Source organism: Streptomyces sp. NPDC001401, assembly GCF_042895385.1.
In the GTDB taxonomy this organism is placed as follows: domain Bacteria; phylum Actinomycetota; class Actinomycetes; order Streptomycetales; family Streptomycetaceae; genus Streptomyces.
Genome location: NZ_JBIAWI010000005.1, coordinates 216,455 through 237,907 on the forward strand (window position 1 = coordinate 216,455; position 21,453 = coordinate 237,907).

The 21,453-nt window shown below is 71.6% G+C and carries 19 protein-coding genes and 1 tRNA gene; 5 read left to right on the plus strand and 15 right to left on the minus strand.

Annotated features, from left to right (window positions below; genetic code table 11):
- Positions 1-74 precede the first annotated feature (74 nt).
- Genes ACFY10_RS19405 through ACFY10_RS19415 form a run of 3 tightly spaced genes read left to right on the plus strand, consistent with a single transcriptional unit; the run spans position 75 to position 2,028 of the window.
- The gene (locus ACFY10_RS19405) at positions 75-698 is read left to right on the plus strand and encodes a MerR family transcriptional regulator (protein WP_390666737.1); all 624 of its coding nucleotides are present in this window, start codon (positions 75-77) and stop codon (positions 696-698) included.
- A gap of 59 nt (positions 699-757) precedes the next feature.
- Entirely contained in the window at positions 758-1,276 is a 519-nt protein-coding gene (locus ACFY10_RS19410; RefSeq protein WP_390666366.1) for a Pycsar system effector family protein, read from the plus strand.
- A 26-nt stretch (positions 1,277-1,302) separates the two neighbouring features.
- Positions 1,303-2,028, plus strand: a complete 726-nt coding sequence (locus ACFY10_RS19415; protein WP_390666367.1) for a Crp/Fnr family transcriptional regulator — start codon at positions 1,303-1,305, stop codon at positions 2,026-2,028.
- A gap of 31 nt (positions 2,029-2,059) precedes the next feature.
- Here the strand turns inward: ACFY10_RS19415 and ACFY10_RS19420 are convergent, their stop codons facing one another.
- The 7 genes from ACFY10_RS19420 to ACFY10_RS19450 all read right to left on the minus strand — a co-directional run bounded on the left by ACFY10_RS19420 (position 2,060) and on the right by ACFY10_RS19450 (position 11,652).
- Positions 2,060-3,730 carry a hypothetical protein gene (locus ACFY10_RS19420; protein WP_390666368.1) on the minus strand — a complete coding sequence of 557 codons (1,671 nt, stop codon included), beginning with the start codon at positions 3,728-3,730 and terminating at the stop codon, positions 2,060-2,062.
- Complete coding sequence (locus tag ACFY10_RS19425) at positions 3,727-5,193, minus strand: protein phosphatase 2C domain-containing protein (protein WP_390666369.1); 1,467 nt, start codon at positions 5,191-5,193, stop codon at positions 3,727-3,729. The genes ACFY10_RS19420 and ACFY10_RS19425 overlap by 4 nt, the downstream gene beginning before the upstream one ends.
- A gap of 2 nt (positions 5,194-5,195) precedes the next feature.
- A complete protein-coding gene (locus ACFY10_RS19430) occupies positions 5,196-5,876 on the minus strand; it encodes a hypothetical protein (protein ID WP_390666370.1) in 681 nt (226 codons plus the stop codon).
- Positions 5,877-5,906: 30 nt separating this feature from the next.
- Positions 5,907-7,634, minus strand: coding sequence for a hypothetical protein (locus ACFY10_RS19435; protein ID WP_390666371.1), 1,728 nt, complete (start codon positions 7,632-7,634; stop codon positions 5,907-5,909).
- A gap of 2 nt (positions 7,635-7,636) precedes the next feature.
- Complete coding sequence (locus tag ACFY10_RS19440) at positions 7,637-9,907, minus strand: hypothetical protein (protein WP_390666372.1); 2,271 nt, start codon at positions 9,905-9,907, stop codon at positions 7,637-7,639.
- Positions 9,904-10,671, minus strand: coding sequence for a hypothetical protein (locus tag ACFY10_RS19445; protein ID WP_390666373.1), 768 nt, complete (start codon positions 10,669-10,671; stop codon positions 9,904-9,906). Before ACFY10_RS19445 ends, ACFY10_RS19440 begins: the two co-directional genes overlap by 4 nt.
- Before the next feature lie 177 nt (positions 10,672-10,848).
- Positions 10,849-11,652, minus strand: a complete 804-nt coding sequence (locus ACFY10_RS19450) for an exodeoxyribonuclease III (protein WP_390666374.1) — start codon at positions 11,650-11,652, stop codon at positions 10,849-10,851.
- Positions 11,653-11,720: 68 nt separating this feature from the next.
- Here ACFY10_RS19450 and ACFY10_RS19455 point away from each other — a divergent pair, with 68 nt between their 5' ends.
- Positions 11,721-12,197 carry a GNAT family N-acetyltransferase gene (locus ACFY10_RS19455; RefSeq protein WP_390666375.1) on the plus strand — a complete coding sequence of 159 codons (477 nt, stop codon included), beginning with the start codon at positions 11,721-11,723 and terminating at the stop codon, positions 12,195-12,197.
- A gap of 105 nt (positions 12,198-12,302) precedes the next feature.
- Here the strand turns inward: ACFY10_RS19455 and ACFY10_RS19460 are convergent.
- From ACFY10_RS19460 to galU, 7 genes are all read right to left on the minus strand, one after another.
- Positions 12,303-12,376, minus strand: a tRNA-Ala gene (locus tag ACFY10_RS19460).
- 92 nt (positions 12,377-12,468) lie between these two features.
- Complete coding sequence (gene glpR / locus ACFY10_RS19465) at positions 12,469-13,680, minus strand: gephyrin-like molybdotransferase receptor GlpR (protein ID WP_390666376.1); 1,212 nt, start codon at positions 13,678-13,680, stop codon at positions 12,469-12,471.
- Between the two features lie 194 nt (positions 13,681-13,874).
- The gene (locus ACFY10_RS19470) at positions 13,875-14,477 is read right to left on the minus strand and encodes a GNAT family N-acetyltransferase (protein WP_390666377.1); all 603 of its coding nucleotides are present in this window, start codon (positions 14,475-14,477) and stop codon (positions 13,875-13,877) included.
- A gap of 20 nt (positions 14,478-14,497) precedes the next feature.
- The gene (locus ACFY10_RS19475) at positions 14,498-15,004 is read right to left on the minus strand and encodes a molybdenum cofactor biosynthesis protein B (protein ID WP_390666378.1); all 507 of its coding nucleotides are present in this window, start codon (positions 15,002-15,004) and stop codon (positions 14,498-14,500) included.
- A complete protein-coding gene (moaC, locus tag ACFY10_RS19480) occupies positions 15,001-15,480 on the minus strand; it encodes a cyclic pyranopterin monophosphate synthase MoaC (protein ID WP_030941990.1) in 480 nt (159 codons plus the stop codon). Before moaC ends, ACFY10_RS19475 begins: the two co-directional genes overlap by 4 nt.
- An 87-nt stretch (positions 15,481-15,567) precedes the next feature.
- Positions 15,568-16,890, minus strand: a complete 1,323-nt coding sequence (gene glp / locus ACFY10_RS19485) for a gephyrin-like molybdotransferase Glp (RefSeq protein WP_390666379.1) — start codon at positions 16,888-16,890, stop codon at positions 15,568-15,570.
- Between the two features lie 5 nt (positions 16,891-16,895).
- Positions 16,896-17,798: a UTP--glucose-1-phosphate uridylyltransferase GalU gene (gene galU, locus ACFY10_RS19490; protein ID WP_275773377.1), complete on the minus strand. Its 903-nt coding sequence runs from the start codon at positions 17,796-17,798 to the stop codon at positions 16,896-16,898.
- Positions 17,799-17,931: 133 nt separating this feature from the next.
- On the opposite strand from galU, the gene ACFY10_RS19495 reads away from it, so the two are divergent.
- Positions 17,932-18,507, plus strand: coding sequence for a 5-formyltetrahydrofolate cyclo-ligase (locus tag ACFY10_RS19495; protein ID WP_390666380.1), 576 nt, complete (start codon positions 17,932-17,934; stop codon positions 18,505-18,507).
- A 76-nt stretch (positions 18,508-18,583) separates the two neighbouring features.
- Here ACFY10_RS19495 and ACFY10_RS19500 read toward each other — a convergent pair whose 3' ends face one another.
- Positions 18,584-21,358 carry a penicillin acylase family protein gene (locus ACFY10_RS19500; protein WP_390666381.1) on the minus strand — a complete coding sequence of 925 codons (2,775 nt, stop codon included), beginning with the start codon at positions 21,356-21,358 and terminating at the stop codon, positions 18,584-18,586.
- Between the last annotated feature and the right edge of the window lie 95 nt (positions 21,359-21,453).

The window sequence follows — 21,453 nt, forward strand, 5'->3', positions numbered from 1 at the left end:
GGACCACGAAAGTTACCTGGGGTACGACATAGGGTGCGGGCGTGGCAGAAGACGGAGGACGACGCGAGTACCGCATGGAAGAGCTGGCCGAGCTGGCCGGCATCACGGTGCGCACCCTGCGCTTCTACCGCGAACGCAAACTGATCCCGCCACCCCGCCGCGAGGGCCGTATCGCCTGGTACGACGACCACCACCTGGCCCGTCTGCACACGATCGCGGCGATGCTGGAACGCGGCCACACCCTCACCGGCATCGCGGAACTGGCGGAGGCCCTCGACCACGGCCGGGACGTCGCCGACCTCCTGGGCATCGAGCCGACCGAGGAAGAACCGGTCCGCCTCACCCCCGAGGAACTCGCCGCCCGCTTCGAGGGCCAGGTCACCCCCGAGAACCTCGCCGCCGCCCTCGACCTCGGCTACCTCGGCACCGACGGCGACGAGATCGTCCACATCAGCCGCCGCCTCCTGGACGTCTCCTCGACCCTGGTCCGCGAGGGCATCCCGCTCGCGGAGGTCCTGAAGGCGGGCGCCCGCGTCCGCGAACACGTGGACGACCTGGCGGAGATGTTCGCGGAACTGGTCCTGCGCTACACCGGCGAGAACGACCTCCAGCGCCTGCGCCCACTGGCCCGCAGCGTGGTGGAGGCGGAGCTCTCGCTGGCGCTGGACCGGCGGTTGCGGAAGCAGACGGGCGGGTAACGTCCTCGTGCGCCGACCCGGCGTGCACGAATCCGCGGCCGAAGGGGAGGGGCGCGACCTTGTCCGACGGTGAGCCGGTCAGCCGCGAGGAAGCGACGAAGACCGCCTGGCAGGTGCACTCCGTGCTCGCCGAGTGGACCCGCACCGTGGACGCCAAGGCCTCCTTCGCCCTGGCAATGGAGTCGGCGGCACTGGCCGGCGTGGCCGCCCTGTCGGGCTCCGGACACCGGCTGGGCAGCGTCTCGGGCGCACTGCCGAGGACGGTCCTGTGGACGGGCCTGGCCCTGCTCGGCCTCTCCGCCGTGCTCGCCGTACTCGCGGTGCTGCCCCGCCACCACCGCGAGGGCCGCCTGCCGCCCGCCCACCTCGACGACTTCATCTTCTACGGGCACATACGGCACTGGAGCCCGGACGAGCTCGCCGACCGGCTCGGCCGGCACACCCCGCTGCCCGCGCTGGCCCGCCAGCTGGTCGACATGAGCCGGATCGTGTGGATCAAACAGCGGCTCGTGTGGCAGTCCCTGCTCACCGCCGTGGGCGGCTGCGTGCTGATCGTGGTCGCGGCCCTGGTCGGCTGACCGCGGGCGAGGCGGGAGGGACGGCGATGACGGCGGATTTCCGAGACAGCGGCCCGCTCGGGCACGGGCCCGGCAGGACTCCGTTCTGGGATCTGCTGCCCCCGGCCGCCCGGCAGGCGTTGCGCGAGGCGGGAAACGTGAAGGCGTTCACCGCCCGGGAGCACCTGGTCCGGCAGGACGAGTTCGGCGACCATCTGCTCGTCGTCGGCCGCGGCTGCGTCAAGGTCACCACCGTGTCCGCCACCGGCTACCAGGCGGTGCTGGCGCTGCGCGGCCCCGGCGACCTGCTCGGCGAACAGGGGGGACTGGACGGCGGGCCGAGATCGGCAACGCTCACCGCGCTCACCCCGGTCCGGGCCCTGGTGATACCCGGCGAGGCGTTCCGGGCGGCGGCCCGCGACCATCCCGTCGTCACCGGCGCCGTCCACCAGGTGCTCTCCGCGCGCCTGCGGGACGCCGACCGGCAGCGCACCTCGGCGGGCGCCGACCCGGTCGCCGCGCGCCTCGCCGGCCTGCTGCTCGACCTCGCCGCGAGCCATGGCCGGCGGCACGCCTCCGGAGCCGTCGAGATCGCCCTGCCCCTGTCCCAGGACGACTTCGCCGGCCTGGTCCTCGGCTCCCGCAGAACCGTCAGCCGTGTCCTCGAGCAGTGGCGCGCCGAGGGCTGGGTGACCACCGCCCGCACCCACGTCACCATCGACAACGCCGACGCCCTGAAGCGGGTGCGCGAGGGCGGGCCGGCGGGCGGATGAGAGCCTGTGCCCGCGGGTCCGGCCGGGTGGCTCACAGATCCGTCCAGGCGAGCGTGTTCAGGCCGTACTCGCTCGCGACGGGGTTCCATACGGCGACGAAGTCCTGCTTCGCGGTCGTGGCGTCGGCGCTCGCCGATGCCGCGTCCTGCCAGGCGCTCGATCCGGACACGGCGGAGGACGAGCAGTTGCCCGAGACGTCGTCGACCACGCGGGCGTAGGCCCGGTCGGCCTCCTCCGAGTTCTGCCAGGCGCTGCGCAGGTCCGACACGAGGTCGCCGGACAACTGGTCCAGGCTCAGCCCGCCCAGTTTCTCGACCAGGCCGGCCCGCGCGTCGGCCGCGTCCTCGAACACCTGCCGGGCGTCCTGCAGCCCGCTGCACTGCGTCATCGACTTCACGGCGTCGGCGACGCCGCTGCGCCGGCCGGTGTTCTGCGACAGGAGCGTGTTCAGGGCCGTGGCCTGCTCCTGGCGCGTGTCCGCGCTCTCGATGCGGGGCTGGCCCGTATCACTGCTGCTGCTACTGCTGCCGCCGGTGGAGCCGCCACCGCTGTCGGAGCCCAGGTGGGTCGAGATCTGCCAGGCTCCCAGGCCGAGCAGCCCGAGGACGATCCAGCCCACGACGGCACCCGCCCGGCCCGACGACGACCCGCGCTGCGGCCCACCGCGCGCAGGGGTGTACGGCGGAGGGACGTACGAGGTCCGCCGGCCTCCGGCGGGAGCGCCGGGCGGCCGCGTGCCACCGGGGCGGGCGCCCCCGGGATGTGTGCTGCCGGCAGGGCCGGGACCGGCCGTCGGTGCGCCGACGCTCGGCATGCCGACCGTCTGCGCGGGGGCGGGCCAGGCCACGGGAGCGGAGTCGAAGGCGCGGCGCAGTGGATCGAGCCAGTCGGCGAGGGCGGGCCGGTCGGCGGGCGTCCGGCTCAGGCCCCGCTGGGCCAGGTCGCCCACGGCCCGGTCCATCCGCTTCAGCGCGGCCGGGTCGTCCCCGTGCTGCTCGTGCAGGAAGAGCCGCACCGCGAGCAGCGCGAACTTGTAGCGGTCTCCCTGCGGTGTCTCCGCGGGCTCCCCGTCGGGCAGATGCCACCCGGGGGTCTGCACGGGCTTGAGGACCCAGCCGCCACCGAGCCCCATGGCATCGCAGTCGATGAGGAAGCAGCCGGGCCGCGGCCCGGACAGCGAGAACAGCAGGTTCTTCGGGGAGAGGTCGCCGGCCACCACGCCGAGTCCGTGCAGCCACTCCAGCGAGTCCGCGAGGGCGAGCAGCAGACCGAAGACCTGACGGGGCGTCACGGCTCCGACCATCGTGTTCACGTAGCTCAGCGGGTTGAGCAGGAACTCGAACCCCGCCGCCTTCCGCTCGCCCGAGGGCACGGTGATGAAGAACTCGTCCGGGATCTGCCGCATCAGAAAGCCACGGACCTGCGAGCCCTCGGTCACCAGCGCGGCGGGCCAGGCGGTGTTCCGGGCCAGCCGCTCCCCGACCGCGGCCGGCCTGCCGGGCAGGAAGGCGACCATCCGCTCGAGGGCATCGGCCCGCAACTCCCGCTGCGTCTCCGGCTTGTACTCCTTGTACGCCACCGGCCAGGCCCCGTTGATCAGCCGCTTCTCGACCGCCCACACCTTGCCCTGGCCGCCTCCGCCCAGGGCCCTGCCCAGCACCAGATCCGAACGGGCGATCCGTACCGCCCCGGAGCCGGTCACCGGGTCCCGCCGGAGAGCCGGTGGCGGGGCCAGACGGCGAGCAGGGTCCGGTCGTCGTCGAAGGTCTCGCGGGAGAAGTCCAGCAGATGAGCCAGGGTGCGGGGCTCGGCCGGAGGCACCGCCAGCTCCGAGCCGAACAGGTCGCCCACCATGCCGGTACCGTCACCGAGCGGGACGCCGAAACCGTCGGTGCCGACCAGCAGGACGCCGTCCGGGGGCAGCGTGTAGTTCATCTCGCGGGCCCGCGCCGACAGCCGCGGCAGCGCGACCACCGCGGTACTGGAGATCTCCTCCGGGCCGCTGTCCCCGTCGCTCAGCAGCGGGTTGAACTGCCCCTGCTGCAGACACCACGCCGTGGAGTCCCCGGCCCGCACCAGCGTGACGTCCATGGAGCCGTCCCGGGTCGGCGCGACCGTGCCCGCCACCAGGGTCGTCGCCAGGGTCCTGATCGCCTCGGCCTTGTCGTGCTCGTCCGGCTCCCGGCCGCGGGCCACGCGCATGAGCAGCTGGTACCTGGCCGCCTGCAGCACCCGGGTCCAGTCCGGGCCGGACCGGTCCTGACCGAGCTGGGCCAACAGGTCGTTGACCGCCGTACGGCAGACCAGCGCGGCGCCCACGTGCGACTGCGCGGCTGACGAGACGCCGTCGGCCACGGCGAAGACGACCGTGGCGGTCGGCTCGTGCCAGGCGACGACCACGTCGTCCTGCCGCGGCCGCCCGTCGAAGCGGTGCTGGTCACCGCGCACGGAGGCCAGCCGTACGGTCAGGTGCGGGGTCGACCACCCGTCGAAGATCGTGTCGGGCCGGTAGGGGTCGGCCGGCGGCGGCTTCGGCTCCACCTGCGCGGCGGCCCTGCCCAGCACGATCCTCCGCCACCGGCTGGTCACCCGCCGGGAGTCCGGCTCGCTCGGGCCGGACCCGGGCTGCGCAGAACCCGGCTGCGGACCCGGTGCCGCGTGCCGCGGTGCCGAGGCGCGCTGTGGCGGGACACCGGCCGGCTCGGACCCGATCGCGTGCCGCGGTGCCGAGGAGGGCCCGGTGCCACCGGCTTGTCCCGGCGCGCCGCCGTACGAATCACGCGTGCCCTGCCGCCCCGTGTCGTACGCCTGCCCGGCGCCTTCCCCGCGGGGCGGGCCCGGTCGCTGTGCGGTGCCGTCCGGTGCGCGGTGCTCGGTGCCGGCCCAGGAGCTTTCCGGCCATGTGCCGGGGGTGGCCGGGCCGGTCAGGTCCGGGCCGTCGTACGCCGGCACGTCGAAGCCCGGAACCTCGAACTCCGGCACGGCGAACTCGGGGACGCCGGTCCCGGGCGGTGCGGATGCCGGCCGGGTCCCGCCCTGCCGTGGGCCGGAGGGCGGGGGCGGATCCGTCGGGGCCGGGAAGGTCTCGGGGGCCGGCGGTTCCGGTGTGGGCGGCCGCTCGTCTCCCTTGGCCTTCGACCGCCTGAAAGGTGACCATTTCTCCACCGTCAGACCTCGTCGATCGCGAGCTTGAAGCCTTCCGGCTTCTCCACCGCCAGCTCGGCGGGCTGCCCCGCGGCCATGGCGTTGGCCGACTCGACCACGCTCTTGGTGAGCGCGGTGAAGAACTTGGCGATGGCCTCGCCGAGTTGGGCGCCGGGAATCGAGACGAACGCGAACCGCTGGTCGGTCGCCACGGCCAGGATGGTCTCGGCGCGGGCCCCGCCGATCCCGAAGGCTATGACGTTCGGCGCCGCGCCGGTCACCGTGCGGTCGGTGAGGCGGGCGTGCGTCTGCCGCCACTCCTCGCCGCAGGTCGGCTGGCCGTCGCTGAGGAAGAAGACCGCGGGGCGAAGCACCTTGTACCCCTGGGACTTCAGCGTCCGCACGTCCTGCGGGATACGCTCCAGCAGCGCCCCGAACGCCGCGTCGTAGTTGGTGCCGCCGCCCGCCGACAGCCGCGGCAGCTCGTTCTCGCCTCTCAGGTCGGCCAGGATCAGCCGTTCCGTGACACCGTTGGAGAAGCCGAGCACGGAGAAGCGCACCTTGGCGGCCGCCATCGGCTCCCCCAGCAGCGCGACGTGCAGCGACTTCATCCCTTCGTTGAGGTCGCCGACAGAGCCGGACATCGAGCCCGACTCGTCGGCGAGGATGTACACCGGCAGCAACTGCCCAAGCGTCTCGGCCATCCCAGTTCTCCCCTTTGCTGTTCAGCCGCTCTACTGCTCTTTCCCCACGGGCCTGAGGCCCTGCGGGCACTGGAGCCGCAGCTCCATCTGCCCGGCGATCGCGCTCCGGCCGAGATGCAGCAGCGTCTCCTGCAGCAGCACGGAGAACTGCACCGCCGACTGCGCCAGGTCCGCGCCCTCGACGGCGACGACGCCCAGCTCGGGCCGTGAGGCGATCCGCTGCACCACCCGGTCCCGGTCCGCTCCGATGCCGCACGCCACGATGTGCGGAAAGTACTTGTGTGCCATCAACTCGGCGTGTGCCGCGGGCCATTCGGCGTCGTCCTCGGCCTGCCCGACGGCGAGGAAGAAGACGACGGGCCGCAGCACCCGCGGCACCTGCTCCTTCAGCCGTTCCGTCTCCAGCTGCACCAGGTCCAGGAGCCGCCGCAGCACGGGCCGGTAGCGGCAGCCGGGCGCGGTGCTCAGCCCCGGGACGCCGGTACGCCAGGAGACCTCGGTGAGCGGCAGCACCACATCGGCACCGTCGGCGTAGGTGATCACCGAGAGCCGGACGGCGGCGGCCACGTCGGGGCTGTTGGCCAGCAGCGTCTGCACCGAGCGCAGCGCGTTGCCCAGGTCGGTGACGCAGCCCGCCGCGGCCGCCGAGGTGTCCAGCACGAGGTACACCGGGATCAGTCCGCTCGGCGGCGCGGCAGCGGGGGCCGGAGTGCTCCCGCCCCACTGCACGGGCCCGCCGATCTGCGCCGACGCGGGCGCCGACGCCGAGAAGTCCGGGCCGCGGGGCGCCGCACCCGAGGTGAAGGAGGCGGGCTGCCCGGCGTCGGGCCGCTCGAGCACACCCGCGACCCCGGTGCCCGGCGCGCTCGGGCCGAGCACGCCCTGCCGCAGCCCGGGCAGGTCGACCTCGCGCACGACGCCCTGATCGATGAGGTACTTGACCATCTCGGCGTGCCGCTGGTCCCGGATCTCGTGCTGGGTGGCCTCGGCCTCCCGGACCCGCGCCAGCAGTTCGAGGGCGTGCACGGTCTCCTCGGGGTGGCGGACCAGGTGCTCCCGGATCAGGTTGTCGAAGTCGAGCCGCGTGTTCTCCAGGACGGCGCGCTCCTCCGCCTGCCGGCGCCTGCGGCCTGCCGCCCTGATGTCCTCGATGTCCTCGTCGGAGTACGTCTCACTGCGCCGCGCCTCGTGGGTGTGCACGCCCAGCTTGGCGCGCCGCCGCGCCTCCTCCAGTTCCTGGATGTGCCGGGCGGCGGCCGCGTCGGGCTCCATCTGCACCTTGCAGTGGTAGATGGTGATGCCCTCGGGGAGCCGGATCTCCCTGCCCAGTTCCTGGTTGACGGCCAGTTGCGCCGCCATGGCCTCGGTGATGGCGAACTGCGCGGCCTGCAGCCGGATCCGGTCGGTGAGATAGCCGTAGACGACCGTCAGCGCGTCCCGTACGTTCCTGGCCACCACCAGCGCCGGGTCGTGCACCCGGAAGCCGATGTCGATCGTGGCCTGGAATCGATGTCCGCCGTCCTTGCAGGTCAGCGGGGTCTTGGTGACCGAGGCCTGGCGCCGGTGGTCGCTGAGGTCGACGACGTAGCAGGCCCGGTTCTTGCCGAGCCAGCGCTGCCCGAACGTGCGGACTGTCTCGACCTCGAAGGGTCCGCCCTCCACCGGGTAGACGATCGCCACCGAGGGCGGCAGGTTGGGCAGTTCGCCCACGCGACTGCGGGCGATCACACGCTCGTTGAGTATCACGGAGAGGGGCATCCTCACACTCCTTCCAGGTCGAGCTGCGTGCGCACCATGGCCGCCGTCAGGGGCAGCCCGACGATGCGGTCCCGGTGGATCCAGTCGTCGGCGCAGCCGCGCAGGATCCGGCCCGAGCGCTGGTCGCCGTGTGCGATGGCGCCGACCAGCAGACGTAACATCTCGCGCAGTTCGGAGTCCCGTTCGGCGAGCTTCGCCCAGCCGCCGAGGACCTGTTCCGCCTCGTCGTGGAAGAAGGGCTCGTTCAGCGCGGCACGCCACAACAGGACGAAGGAGTCCCGGAGTTCGGGCCGCCGGTGGGCCAGGTACAGCAGCGTGGGCCACTCGGGCACCGCGGCCCCCGGCTCGACGTCCTTGGTCTCCACGACCACCTGCGCGGCGACGATCAGGAACGCGAGCACCGCCGCCCGGCCGGAGCGGTGCTCGACGGCCCTGTCCCGCAGCATGGCCAGTACGGAACCGGCCGCGTCGGGGTCGGCGGCGACCAGGTCGGCCAGCGCGCAGCCGACGGCCACGGCCACCGTCACACTGTCGACCACGAACAGCCGGGCAAGCTCCTCCACGGGGCGGCCCGAGACGGCACTCAGGCCGTGCACCCGGGCCGCGGCCGCCCTCACCTGGGGTCGCGCGTCGGCGTACCAGCCGTTGACGAGGGCGGTCGCCTGCTCCTTCACCCAGGGGTTCTGGCAGGCCACGGAGAGCGCGTAGGCGACGGCGGTGCGGCGCAGCGCGCTGTCGCTGCGCGCCCAGGGGCCCAGGACGCGGCGTTCGATGTGCCGGTAGGCCTCGGCGGCCAGCACGCCGAGCCCGGAGGCGGCCGCGTAGACGCGTACCTGCTCGGCCGGGTGGACCACCAACTCGTCGAGCCAGTCGAGGAGTTCGCTCTGGATCTCGTACTGGGTCCAGGCGTGCAGGATGATCCGGCGGGCGTAGCCGGGGTCCTTGTACTCGAGGATCTTTCCGGGCTCGCTGCCCGGCTTGTCCAGCTCGTGGGCGCGCAGCCGCAGCAACTGCCGCCGCCGCGGCGTCTCGAACAGGTCCTTGGCCGGGGCGACCCGTCCGTCGGCTCCGGGCGCGCGGAGGTAGGGGCCGTCGTCCTCGAGCCGGTCGCGTAAGGAACGGGCGGCCTGGGCGACGTCCTCCTGCGGCAGCCCGTTGAGCACGGCGAGGGCGAGCGCGAAGCTGCGGGCGCCGGCGTCCGGCAGGCTCTCGGCCCAGATCTCGAAGTCCTCCGCCTCCTGCCGGGCCCGGTGTTCACGCAGCCGGTCCAGGTCGACGCTGCCGTGCAGGTCGTACTGCTCGCTCAGCGCGGCGGCCAGGTCACCGGCCTGCCGGCAGGCGGGCACGCCGCCCACCAGCTCGGTGATCACCTCGCACACGTCCTCGCGGGCCAGGAGGCGGTCGGCGTCGCGCTCCCCGAGCCGCCACCGCAGATGCGCGCGGACCACCTCCAGGGGTTGCGGAGCATCCGTCAGATCCCTGACACCGGCGAGCAGTTCGCCGTCGGCGAGCTCAGCGGCCGCCACGGTGACAACCATCCAGGCGTCCGCCTGGGACAGCGCGCCCTGCACCTTCTCGTACGTTTCCCGGCCGAGGTTGCCGATGTCGTCGGGCCCATCCAGCAGGAACCCGGCGCCGCGCTCGATCACCCCGCTGTCGTTCTCCAGCTGTTCGGCCAGCGAGGCGAAGTCGACGTCGCTGTCGAGGTGGTAGAGCGCGCCCCGGCAGGCCCCGAGCAGCAGCCGTGCGGCCATCGCGGACTTGCCGTACCCGGCAGCCGAGCGCAGGATCAGCAGCCGCTGCCGGGCGAGCGCGTCGCGGGCGTCGGGCAGGTCGGCGGGCGCGCAGTAGGCGAACCGGACCCGTTCGGCGATGAGCGGGGACAGCACACGCAGCCTGCGTCTGCGCCCGCCCAGCAGCACGACGTACTTGTCGCCGCCGACCATGTCGCCCTCGACGTTGGCGACGGCGTTCTGCAGCAGCCCCCGGCGCTGCGACCCCTGCCCGAGCTGGCCGGTCGCCTCGTACGACTCGGCGCCCGGCCCGGACTGCGGGGCCTCCTGCCGGTCCGCGCCGTCGTCGCCTCCCGCCGCCGACGGCGCCTGGGGCGTACCGTCCGGCTTGTCCTTCGCCGACTCCTGGCCGGGGCCCGGGGCGGACGGTTTGGGCGCACCGCCCGCGCCGCCCGCCGCGGGTCCCCCCGACCCGGCCGCCGGCTGGCTCCCCCCTGGATCACCGGCGGCCGGGGCTCCTCCCGCCGCGGCCGCCGTCACAGCCGCACGTTCCCGGTGTTGTGGACGGTCACGTTCTTGTCCCCGGCGACCATGTCGCCCTGCACGGTGTCGGCGTGCTGCGTGACGTGGGGTCGCCCGTCGCGGCGCGGCTCGGCGGTGTCCGGTTCGGGCCGCTCTTCGGGCGAGGCGCCGCCGGAAGCCGTGGCCGGCAGTCCCGGAGGGGCCGGGTATCCGGGGACGGTGATCCAGATACTGATCGTCTCGCCGTGCTTGGTGGCGAAGTCACAGGGCAGATAGGCCGCGGGGTCGATGCCGCGGTGACCGTGTCTGATCACGGCGTGGTGGATCTGGTCCGACACGGCGAACACCGTCCGCGCCGAGGGTGCGGCCACGAGGACGTCCCTCAGGGGCTGTGCGTCCACGATCCGGCAGGCCGTGTTGACCGCGTCGCCCGACCAGCCCTCCTCGTCCTGCTCCGCCAGGCCCTGGTGCAGCGCCAGGCGCAGCCGCACCGCGTGGTCCTCCGCCGCGGCCTCCGCGTACTCGCCGAGTCCCTCGTTCAGTTCGCGCAGGAAGGGCCCGGCGATCAGCACGGGCGAGACGGTCGACTTGACCAGCATGAGCACACCGTCGCCGCGGTCCTCGGACACGACGTCCGCCGCCGCGAGGCCGGCCCGCTCCATCGCACCGCGCAGAACGCGGTACATCGCGGCCCGAACGCGTCGCTGCACGGGATCGCGGCGTGAACTGAAGTTCTCGATGTCCAGCACCACGATCCAGTGATGCGCAGCCTCTCCCGCCATGGCGGACCTCCCCCGTGCTCTCCGCGTAGCTGCTGCCGACTGCTCGGCTCCACCAGTAGACGGCATCCGGAGAGACGCGGTCCACGCCATTTGACGTACTCGCGTAATTGGCCGGAAACGGTCTGCGACAAGAGTTCGGGCAGGCGGCAGGGGGAAAAGCGGGTACGACCGCGGGAGCTACCGGTCGTAGACGACGGTCACCGGCGCATGGTCCGACCACCGCTCGTCATGCGTGGCGGCCCGCTCGACATAGCCCTTGACCGCCTTGGCGGCCAGCCCGGGCGTGGAGACGTGGTAGTCGATGCGCCATCCCGAGTCGTTGTCGAAGGCCCGCCCCCGGTACGACCACCACGAGTACGGCCCCTCGGCATCCGGATGCAGGGCGCGCACGACGTCGACGTACCCGCCGTCCGCCGGATCGAAGACCCGCCCCAGCCACTCCCGCTCCTCCGGCAGAAAGCCGGAGTTCTTGGTGTTGCCGCGCCAGTTCTTGAGGTCGGCCTGCTGGTGGGCGATGTTCCAGTCGCCGCAGACGACCACTTCGCGCCCGTCGGAAGCGGCCCGCTCCCTGAGCGTCTTCAGGTAGGCGAGGAACTCACCCATGAAGCGGATCTTCTCGTCCTGGCGCTCGGTGCCGACCTCACCGGACGGGAGGTAGAGCGAGGCGACCGTGACACCGGGCAGATCGACCTCGACGTAGCGCCCGCTGGTCTCGAACTCGGCCGCCCCGAAGCCGACTTGGATGCGGTCGGGCTCGCGGCGGGTGTAGAGGGAGACACCGGCACGGCCCTTGGTGGCGGCCGGCGCGTGCACCACGTGCCAGCCGTCGGGCGTGCGCACATGCTCGGGCAGCTGCTGCGGCTCGGCACGCACCTCCTGCAGGCAGAGCACATCGGCGGAGGTGCCGGCGAGCCACTCCACGAAGCCCTTCTTCGCGGCGGCGCGCAGTCCATTGACATTGACGGAGGTCACAGTGAGCACGCGGGAACGATACCGGCACACTGGAGCGAGCCCCGACTCTCCATATGCATAGGTGTACGATCCCCGACATGAATATACGCCGCGTCTCCTTCGACCACCCGGACGCCGCCAAGCTGAACGACGAGGTCCAGGCGGAATACCACCTTCGCTACGGCGACGGCGGCGACGCCACATCCCTGGACCCGGCGGACTTCGAGCCGCCCAACGGCGTGTACTTCATCGCGTACGACGAGAACGACAGCCCCGTCGCCACGGGCGGCTGGCGCGCCCAGGACACCAACGCCGAGGGCAACCTCGACGGGGACGCCGAGGTCAAGCGGATGTACGTGGTGGAGGCGGCGCGGGGCCGCGGGCTCGCCCGGCGCATCCTGGCCGCCCTGGAGGAGGACGCCCGCGTGGCCGGCCGGATACGGATGGTCCTGGAGACGGGCACGAAGCAGCCGGAGGCCATCGCCCTGTACACGTCCAGCGGGTACGAGCCCTGCGAGAAGTTCGGCTACTACCGGTCGTACGAGGAAAGCCGCTGCTTCGCGAAGGAGCTGTGACAGCGCCCTCTGACAAGGCGTCAGCCAAAGCAGAGATCCCGCCCGATCTTCCGATCGGACGGGATCTCATCAACTGTCCCAGCTTTCGCTGGACAGTTGTTGCGGTGGACCTGAGGGGATTTGAACCCCTGGCCCCCTCGATGCGAACGAGGTGCGCTACCGGACTGCGCCACAGGCCCTTGCAACGAGTGAAACTCTAGCACCCCGATCCGCGTGCTTGGAAATCCGTTCCCGCCCTGCCGCAGGGGCAGCGGCACAGGTGGGGCGGGGGCTACTCGTTGGCGGCCCGCGGCCGCTCGCCGTCCTCGTACTGGTCGAACAACGGCGTACGCCCCCGCTCCCGGGCCCGCCGCGCGGAAGCCGCCCGGCGGGCGTCACTGCGCCCGTCGTCGTCCGCCTTGTCGTCCTCGGGGGCGGCCGTGCCCGGTTCCACGGCGTCGGCGGCCTGCGCCTCCTGGCCCCGGGCCACGGAACTCGAGCGTGCCGAGCTCCACGCGTCCGGCGCCCCGAGGTCGACGTCCGCGGTGGCCCGCGGAGCGACCGGCGCGGTCACATACGTCGGCAACGGCACCGGCACCGGATCCCAGCTGTCCCCGTGCCCGGGCCGCCGCTGCCGCTCGCGCTGCTGGTCCACCCACTCGGCGTGGTCGGTCTGCTCGACGAGGGCACGCCGGTCGGCGGCGAGCGCGGACAGTCCGGGGTCGGTGTCCTGCGCTGGTCCCCCGTCCGCATCGTCGGCGTCCGTTTCGGTGGCGGCCGTGCGGCGGCGCGGCTGGCGGGCGCGCTCGCGCAGCCGCTCTGCGGCGTCCTCGGCGCGGCGCCGGTCCATCTGGTAGGCGAAGCGGCGTCGTTCCTGGGCGCGCAGGTACACGATGTACGCGCTGAGCAGCACGGCGGGCACGCCGGGCGCCCAGAGGAACGCGAGTCCCCCGACCGCGGCGACGACCGTGCCGAGCGTGAACGCGATGAAGAGCATCACGGTGGTGCGCCGGCGCCGCGCGAGCGCCTTCGTACGCCGGGCGCGCGCCAGGGCCGCTTCCTCCGAAGGAGAGCGCCGGGCCGCGGGCACTCGCTTCCGCGCCGGGGCGGGAGGCGGTGCGGGGACCGGGGCGGGCGCCGGGGCTTCCGCCTGTTCCCGCGCCGGTTGTGCACGCCCGGGCGCCTGCGCCGGTGCCGGTGCCTGCACATCCGCGCGCACCTGAGGGCGGGCCGGAGGCATGGCGAAGGCCCGGACGTCCACCGAGTCGGTGACGGCGTCCGGACGACCGGCGCTGGACTCCCCCTCCTCGGTGGAGCGCGCCTGCAGGTCCTTGGCGTACCGGCGCTCCATTCCCGCCCGTCCGGACAGCAGCCGGATGGCGGTGCTGAAGCGTTCCGTCGGACGGGCCTCGTTCAGCTCGTCCTGCCTACGGAGCCACATCGGCACCAAGTAGGCGGCCCAGGCCCCGACAATGACTGCGTAGATGAGGCCGCTGCTGCTCACGCCTCACACGGTAGAGGGGTTTGCGTGAGGCCATCTGCCAATTGAGCCGGTGTGTCGCACGATCTGGCTGATATTTCGAACTTTTTTTGTGACCGATGCGATCAGCACCCCACCGAGGGCGTGAATTTAACGCCTTGAGGCGGTCGCCGCCCGATCAATTTCGAACACGTATTCAATTTTCCGGGCTTCCCGGGCTATGCGGGATTACCTCGAGTACGTGCCCGCTGCCAGCGGCTCAGCAACCCCTCGGGGACCTCTTCCGCGGTGAGCGCGAAGACGAGGTGGTCGCGCCAGGCTCCGTCGATGTGGAGATAACGCGGCCTGAGGCCCTCCTCGCGGAATCCGAGTTTCTCCACGACCCGGCGGCTGGGCCCGTTCTCGGGGCGAATACAGACCTCGATGCGGTGGAGTCCGACGGTCCGGAAACAGTGGTCCACGACAAGCGCCACGGAGGTCGGCATCACTCCGCGTCCGGCCACCGACTCGTCCACCCAGTAGCCGATGTGGCCCGAGCACATGGAGCCCCAGGTGATTCCGGCGACCGTCAACTGCCCGACCAGACGCCCCTGGTACTCGATGACGAACGGCAGCATCCGGCCGGAGTTCGCTTCGGACCGCAGATGCCGGACCATCTGGCGGTAGGTCGGCCGGTGCGCGATCGGCCCGCTCGGCGTGGGCGGCGGAATGGTCGCCTCCCAGGGGCGCAGCCAGTCCCGGTTGCGCCTGTTGACCTCGCGCCAGGCCCGCTGGTCGCGCAGCTTTATCGGCCTCAGGACGATGTCGCCGTCCGTCAGCACGACGGGCCAGGATGGGCTGTTCAGCTCGCACCCCCACTGGTCGCGCCGGGTCTGGGGTGGTCGCCGCCGCGGATCTGGTCGACGGCGTGGACCAGGACGGGTTCCAGGACGGCCAGTCCGTCCTTCACCCCGCCGGTGGAGCCCGGCAGATTGACGATCAGTGTCCTTCCCGCCACTCCGGCCAGGCCCCGGGAGAGCGCGGCGGTGGGCACCTTCTCCCGTCCGAACGCCCTGATGGCCTCGGCGATGCCCGGCACCTCGTGGTCGATCACGGCGCGCGTCGCCTCGGGTGTGCGGTCGGTGGGCGAGAGGCCGGTGCCGCCGGTGGTGACGACGACGTCGTACGCGGCGTCGACGGCGGCACGCAGGGCGGCCTCCACCGGGTCCCCGTCGGGGACGACCTGCGGCCCGTCGACGGCGAAGCCGAAGCCCTTCAGGCCGGCCGCGATCAGCGGGCCGCCCCTGTCCTCGTAGACGCCGGCGGCGGCACGGTTCGAGGCGGTGACGACAAGAGCGCGATACGTCATGTCCGGCTCCAGTCGCCCGACTTGCCGCCCGTCTTCTCCTCCACTCGTACGTCCGTGATGACCGCTCCCTTGTCGACCGCCTTGACCATGTCGATCACGGTGAGTGCGGCGACGGAGACGGCGGTGAGGGCCTCCATCTCGACGCCCGTGCGGTCCGTGGTCTTCACGGTGGCCAGGATCTCGACGGCGTCGTCCGCGACCGACAGGTCCAGTTTCACACCGGACACCGACAACGGGTGACAGAGCGGGATGAGGTCCGGGGTGCGCTTGGCGCCCATGATGCCCGCGATGCGCGCGGTGGCGAGGGCGTCGCCCTTGGGGACCCCCTCGCCGCGCAGCAGCTCGACCACTCGGGGCGAGACGAGAACGCGTCCGCTGGCGCGGGCGGTGCGCGCGGTCACGTCCTTGCCGGACACGTCGACCATGCGGGCGGCGCCCGCGTCGTCGATGTGGGTCAGTCGATCGTCCGTACTCATTGGTTGTGTGGCGCTCCCGGTCCGGACCCCTCGCGGTGCGGCGCGTGGGTCTGTTGTGCGCGACACGGTACCGCCAACTACGAGCGCTCAGCCGAGCAGGACGACCTCGACCTCGGTGCCGGGCTCGACGGACTCGACGTCCTCGGGGACGACGATCAGCGCGTCGGCGTGCGCGAGGGCCGCGACCAGGTGGGATCCGGCGCCGCCGACCGGGGTCACGGAGCCGTCCGCGTACTTCCCGCGCAGGAACTGTCTGCGGCCCTTCGGCGAGGTCAGCGCCTTGCCGGTGGTGAGGGTCGCGCGCGTGCGCGGCCGGTGGACGTCGTCGAGTCCCATGAGGGCGCGGATCGCGGGGCGGACGAAGAGCTCGAAGGAGACGTACGACGACACCGGGTTGCCGGGGAGCGCGAGCAGCGGGGTGTGGTCGGGGCCGATGGAGCCGAAGCCCTGGGGCTTGCCCGGCTGCATGGCGAGCTTGCGGAACTCGATGCCGCTGCCCGGCTCGTCCTCGTCGCCGACGTACGACAGGGCCTCCTTGACCACGTCGTACGCCCCGACGCTCACACCGCCCGTGGTGACCAGGAGGTCGGCGCGGACGAGCTGGTCCTCGATGGTGCTGCGGAGGGTCTCGGCGTCGTCGGCGACGGCGCCCACGCGGTAGGCGATGGCGCCGGCGTCGCGGGCGGCGGCGGTGAGGGCGAAGCTGTTGGAGTCGTAGATCTGGCCGCTGCGCAGTTCCTCGTCGGGCTGGACGAGTTCGCTGCCGGTGGACATGACGACCACGCGCGGGCGCGGGTGCACGCGTACCGTGCCGCGGCCGATCGCGGCGAGCAGGGCGATCTGCGGCGGTCCGAGGACCGTGCCGGCCTCGAGGGCACGGTCCCCGGACTTCACATCGCTGCCCTGCGCGCGTACGTGCGCGCGTGCCTCGGCCGGGCGGTACACGTGCACGTGCCCCTCGGCGCCCTCGGGGGCCAGGGCCCGGGCGCGCATGCCGGTCACCGGGCCCTCGCCGAGACCTCCGTCGGTCCACTCGACGGGGACGACGGTCTCCGCGCCGGGCGGCAGCGGAGCGCCGGTCATGATGCGGGCGGCCTGGCCGGGGCCCACCTGGAGCAGATCGGCCTGGCCCGCCGCGACGTCCCCGACGACGGCCAGGACGGCGGGGAACTCCTCGCTCGCGCCCGCGACATCCGAGACCCGCACCGCGTACCCGTCCATGGAACTGTTGTCGAACGGCGGCAGCGAGAGAGGCACCGTGACGTCCTCGACCAAGACGCAGCCCTGGGCGTCCAGGAGCTGCAGCTCGATGGGTTCCAGGGGGCGGACGGTGGCGAGGATGTCCTCCAGGTGCTCGTCCACCGACCAGAGGTGGTCCTGGCCGGTGGTGCGGGGCGCGGCGCTGCTCAACGTTGCTACATCTCCTCGGCTACGTAACTGCGAAGCCAGGTCCGGAAGTCCGGGCCCAGGTCTTCACGTTCGCATGCGAGTCTGACAATGGCACGCAGGTAGTCGCCGCGGTCGCCGGTGTCATAGCGGCGGCCCTTGAAGACGACGCCGTGCACGGGGCCGCCGACCTTCTCGTCCGCGGCGAGCTGCTGGAGGGCGTCGGTGAGCTGGATCTCGTTGCCGCGGCCCGGCTCGGTCTTGCGCAGTATGTCGAAGATGTGCGGGTCGAGGACGTAGCGGCCGATGATCGCGTAGTTCGACGGGGCGTCCGCCGCGGCCGGCTTCTCGACCAGGTCGTGGACCTTGACCACGTCGGCGTCGTCGGTGGGGTCGACGGCCGCACAGCCGTAGAGGTGGATCTGCTCGGGTGCGACCTCCATGAGCGCGATGACGCTGCCGCCGCGCTGCTCCTGGACCTCGACCATGCGCGCGAGGAGCGGGTCGCGCGGGTCGATCAGGTCGTCGCCGAGGAGGACGGCGAAGGGCTCGTGGCCGACGTGCGGGGCGGCGCACAGCACCGCGTGGCCGAGGCCCCTGGGGTCGCCCTGGCGCACGTAGTGCATGGTCGCGAGGTCGCTGGACTCCTGGACCTTGGCGAGCCGGCCCGCGTCGCCCTTCTTCTGGAGGGCGGACTCGAGCTCGTAGTTGCGGTCGAAGTGGTCCTCGAGAGGGCGCTTGTTGCGGCCCGTGATCATGAGGACGTCGTCGAGGCCCGCCGACACGGCCTCTTCGACCACGTATTGAATCGCCGGCTTGTCGACGACCGGCAGCATCTCCTTGGGAGTGGCTTTGGTGGCCGGCAGGAACCGGGTGCCGAGGCCTGCTGCGGGGATGACAGCCTTGCTGATCCTGGGGTGCGACTGGGTCATGGCCGCAACCTTATCCGGTGCCTTTGCAGGGAATCTGTGGGTCCGGTTAATTGGCTCTCATATGAGCACATAAGGAAGGGTACGGGTGCGACCTGTGAGTCACATCGGACGTGCGACCGAGCCTGACAAGCGAATGTTGCGGCGAGAGTTCCTCGCGGTGAGAAACAGATTGACGGCCGATGACGTGCGGGAAGCCGCGGCCGCGCTGGCCGGGCGCGCGCTCGAGCTGCCCGAGCTGGCGCATGCGCGCACGGTGGCGGCGTACGTCTCGGTGGGGAGCGAGCCCGGGACGCTCGCGCTGCTGGACGCGCTGCGCGAGCGGGGCGTGCGCGTCCTGCTCCCGGCACTTCTCCCGGACAACGATCTCGACTGGGGCGCCTACGCCGGGGAGGGTTCCCTCGCGCGCATCCAACACGGCGGAAAAATGGCCCTCTTCGAGCCCGCCGGCGAACGTCTCGGCCCGGACGCCGTGACCGGGGCCGACGTCGTGCTGCTGCCCGGTCTCGCGGTCGACGCCCGCGGGATGCGGCTGGGGCGCGGCGGGGGGTCGTACGACCGCGTCCTCGCACGTCTCGAGCGGGCGGACGCTCATCCCGCGCTGGTGGTACTCCTGTACGACTCGGAGGTCGTCGGGCACGTCCCGGAGGAGGCGCACGACCGGCCGGTGCACGCGGTGGTGACACCGTCGGAGGTACGGCGGTTCACCTGAGAAGTGCCCTCCACGCGCGCGTGGAGGGCACTTTCCGTGGCCAGTGGCCTATGGCCCTTGGCCTATGGCCGGTGGCTCAGGGCTTCAGCACCAGCGTGTCGCTCGTGTTCTTGTCGACAGCCTTGTCCGAGAAGTTCCAGTCGAGCAGTTCGCCCTCGACCCACTTGCTCGTCTGGTCGGTGTAGTGGGCGCTGTAGGCGTGCCCCGAGGCGCCGGTGAGGTTGATCCACTTCGACTTGTCGAGGTCGGCCAGGTTGACCACCATGCGCATCGACGGCACCCAGACGACGCCGTAGCCGCCGGCGGCGTTCCAGCCGGTGGCGTTGACCGTGGCCTCGCCGCCGCTGAGCTTCCAGGGGCCGCGGTTGAGGACGTACTTCAGGAAACCGGGGCCGTCCGTGCCGAGGGTCTGGTTCTTCAGGAACAGGCGGTGCAGCCGGCCCCAGCTCCAGGTGTCGATGTCCTTGCCGAGCTTGGCCGTCAGCTCCCAACGGGCGTCGATCATGGCGCGCTTGAACAGGTCGTCGCGGTTGTCGCTCGCGCCCGGGCGGGTGAGCGACTTGGGCGTGGACCACCAGTCGCTCTTCGGGTTGTCCATGAGCCCCCGCACGACCTCGAACCAACGGTCGCCGCCGTCCGGCTGCGCCTGGTCGGCGGCGCGCTCGCCGCACTCGCGCACCTTGTTGGTCTCGTCCGCGGGCCCGGTGGTGTTGATGGGATCGACCCACAGGCACTGGCCCTCGACCCGCAGCTCCTTGGGCAGTTTGTTGCCGAAGGCGAGCTTGAGGATGTTGCGCCAGACCGAGTTGAAGTAGGCGGCCGCCGCCGAATCGGCGTCCTGGGTGTAGTCCCAGCCCTCCAGCAGATCCTGCGCCTCGCGGACGGCCTTCGCTCCGCTGGTGTCCTTGTCCTTGATGTCGATCTTCAGCAGCTTGGGCACGAGCAGCTTGGCGATCTCGCTGCTGTTGTCCAGCTGCATCTGGCGCATGTCGTCGGTGGAGATCTTGCCGCCGCCCTTGATCTTCGACTCGATCAGGTCGGTGATGCGCTGGCTGCGGGTGCCGTAGGCCCAGTCCGTGGTGAGCGTGTAGGGGTACTTGTCCTTGTCGATCACTGCCTGGTTGGCGGTGACGATGTAGCCGCGCTGCGGGTTGTACTCGTACGGCAGCGCGTCCTTCGGGATGTACCCGGTCCACTTGTAGGCGGAGTCCCAGCCCGGCGCGGGAATCGAGCCGTCGTCCTTCTTCGCGCGCGTGGGGATCTTTCCGGGCAGCGTGTAGCCGATGTTGGTCTTGTCGGCGTAGACGAGGTTCTGCGAGGGCACGTCGAACAGGGCGGACGCGGAACGGAAGTCGCTCCAGTTCGACGCCCTGTCCATGGCGAAGACGGCGTCCATGGAGGTGCCCGGGTCGAGCGCGGTCCAGCGCAGCGCGATGCCGTAGCCGTCGCCGCGGTCGGGTGCGGCGGTGTTGACGGCGGCCTTCTTGCCGACCGTCACGAGCTCGTCGTCGCGGTCGGAGAGCAGGGGCATGCCGTCTGCGGTCTGGCGGACGACGATCGTCTTGGACTTGCCGCCGGCGACCTTGATGGTCTCCTCGCGGGTCTTGAACGGCCGCACCGTGCCGTCGTAGAGGTAGCCGTCGCCGGACACCTTCTCCAGGTACAGGTCGGTGACGTCGACGCCGGAGTTGGTCATGCCCCAGGCGATGTTCTGGTTGTGGCCGATGACCACGCCGGGCATGCCCGCGAAGGTGTAACCGGTGACGTCGTACTGGCACTTGCTGGAGACGGTGCGGCAGTGCAGGCCCATCTGGTACCAGACCGACGGCAGCGAGGCCGACAGGTGCGGGTCGTTGGCCAGCAGCGGCTTGCCGGTGATGGTGTGACTCCCGGCGACGACCCAGGAGTTGGAGCCGATGCCCTGGCCGTTCACGCCGACGGCCGTGGGCACGTTGTCCAGGACCTTGTAGAGACCCGACAGCTGGCTCGTCAGGGCCGAGCCGGTCGCGCCACTCGTAGACGTACCGGACGTGCCGGACGTACCGCTCGTGGAGGAGCTGCCGTTCTGCTCGAACGTCTTGGTGAGCGCGTTGTACTGACCCTCCTGGACGATCGCCTTGTTGCGGCTGTACGGGTAGTCGGGGTACAGGTCCTCGATCTGCTTGGGGCCGAGGCGGCTGGTCATCAGGGCGCGGTCGATCTCGTCCTGCATATTGCCGCGCAGGTCCCAGGCCATCGCCTTCAGCCAGGAGATCGAGTCGACCGGGGTCCACTGCGCGGGCTCGTAGTCGTTGCTGAAGCCCAGGGCCGCGTACTCCAGGGAGATGTCCTTGCCGTTCTTGCCCTGCAGGTAGGCGTTGACTCCCTTGGCGTACGCCTGGAGGTACTTCTTGGTGGAGGCCGACAACTTGGTGTCGTACTCCTTCTTCGCCACCCGGTCCCAGCCCAGGGTGCGCAGGAACTCGTCGTCCTTGACCTGGCCCTTGCCGAACATCTCCGACAGACGGCCGGAGGTCATGTGGCGGCGCACGTCCATCTCGTAGAACCGGTCCTGCGCCTGGACGTAGCCCTGCGCCATGAACAGGTCCTCGTCGGAGGAGGCGTAGATCTGCGGGATGCCGTAGCCGTCGCGCTTGACGTCGACGGGCCCTGACAGGCCGTCGAGCGTGATCGAGCCCTTCGTCTGCGGGAACGACGCCCGGACGGTGCTGATGGACCAGTACGCCCCGTAGGCGACGCCGCCGATGATGGCCAGGACCAGGACCAGCACGACCAATCGGGCTTTGCGCCCCTTCTTCCTGCCGGACTTGCCGGGCTTGTCACCCGTTGTGGCGGTGGTGTTGGAGGGCATCGCTGTCCTTGCTGTCCTAACGCGAGCGGCAGGCGGGGCTGTGACTTTGAATGAGCGCTGGAGCAACCATAGGCGCAGGGCCCTGCGGGCCTTGA

Coding starts and splice junctions, on each gene's coding strand:
- ACFY10_RS19405 (WP_390666737.1), top strand. CDS start 75: ATGGAAGAGCTGGCCGAGCTGGCCGGCATCACGGTGCGCACCCTGCGC.
- ACFY10_RS19415 (WP_390666367.1), top strand. CDS start 1,303: ATGACGGCGGATTTCCGAGACAGCGGCCCGCTCGGGCACGGGCCCGGC.
- ACFY10_RS19430 (WP_390666370.1), bottom strand. CDS start 5,876: ATGGCCGAGACGCTTGGGCAGTTGCTGCCGGTGTACATCCTCGCCGAC.
- ACFY10_RS19435 (WP_390666371.1), bottom strand. CDS start 7,634: ATGCCCCTCTCCGTGATACTCAACGAGCGTGTGATCGCCCGCAGTCGC.
- ACFY10_RS19445 (WP_390666373.1), bottom strand. CDS start 10,671: ATGGCGGGAGAGGCTGCGCATCACTGGATCGTGGTGCTGGACATCGAG.
- ACFY10_RS19455 (WP_390666375.1), top strand. CDS start 11,721: ATGAATATACGCCGCGTCTCCTTCGACCACCCGGACGCCGCCAAGCTG.
- ACFY10_RS19475 (WP_390666378.1), bottom strand. CDS start 15,004: ATGACGTATCGCGCTCTTGTCGTCACCGCCTCGAACCGTGCCGCCGCC.
- moaC (WP_030941990.1), bottom strand. CDS start 15,480: ATGAGTACGGACGATCGACTGACCCACATCGACGACGCGGGCGCCGCC.
- galU (WP_275773377.1), bottom strand. CDS start 17,798: ATGACCCAGTCGCACCCCAGGATCAGCAAGGCTGTCATCCCCGCAGCA.
- ACFY10_RS19495 (WP_390666380.1), top strand. CDS start 17,932: ATGTTGCGGCGAGAGTTCCTCGCGGTGAGAAACAGATTGACGGCCGAT.
- ACFY10_RS19500 (WP_390666381.1), bottom strand. CDS start 21,358: ATGCCCTCCAACACCACCGCCACAACGGGTGACAAGCCCGGCAAGTCC.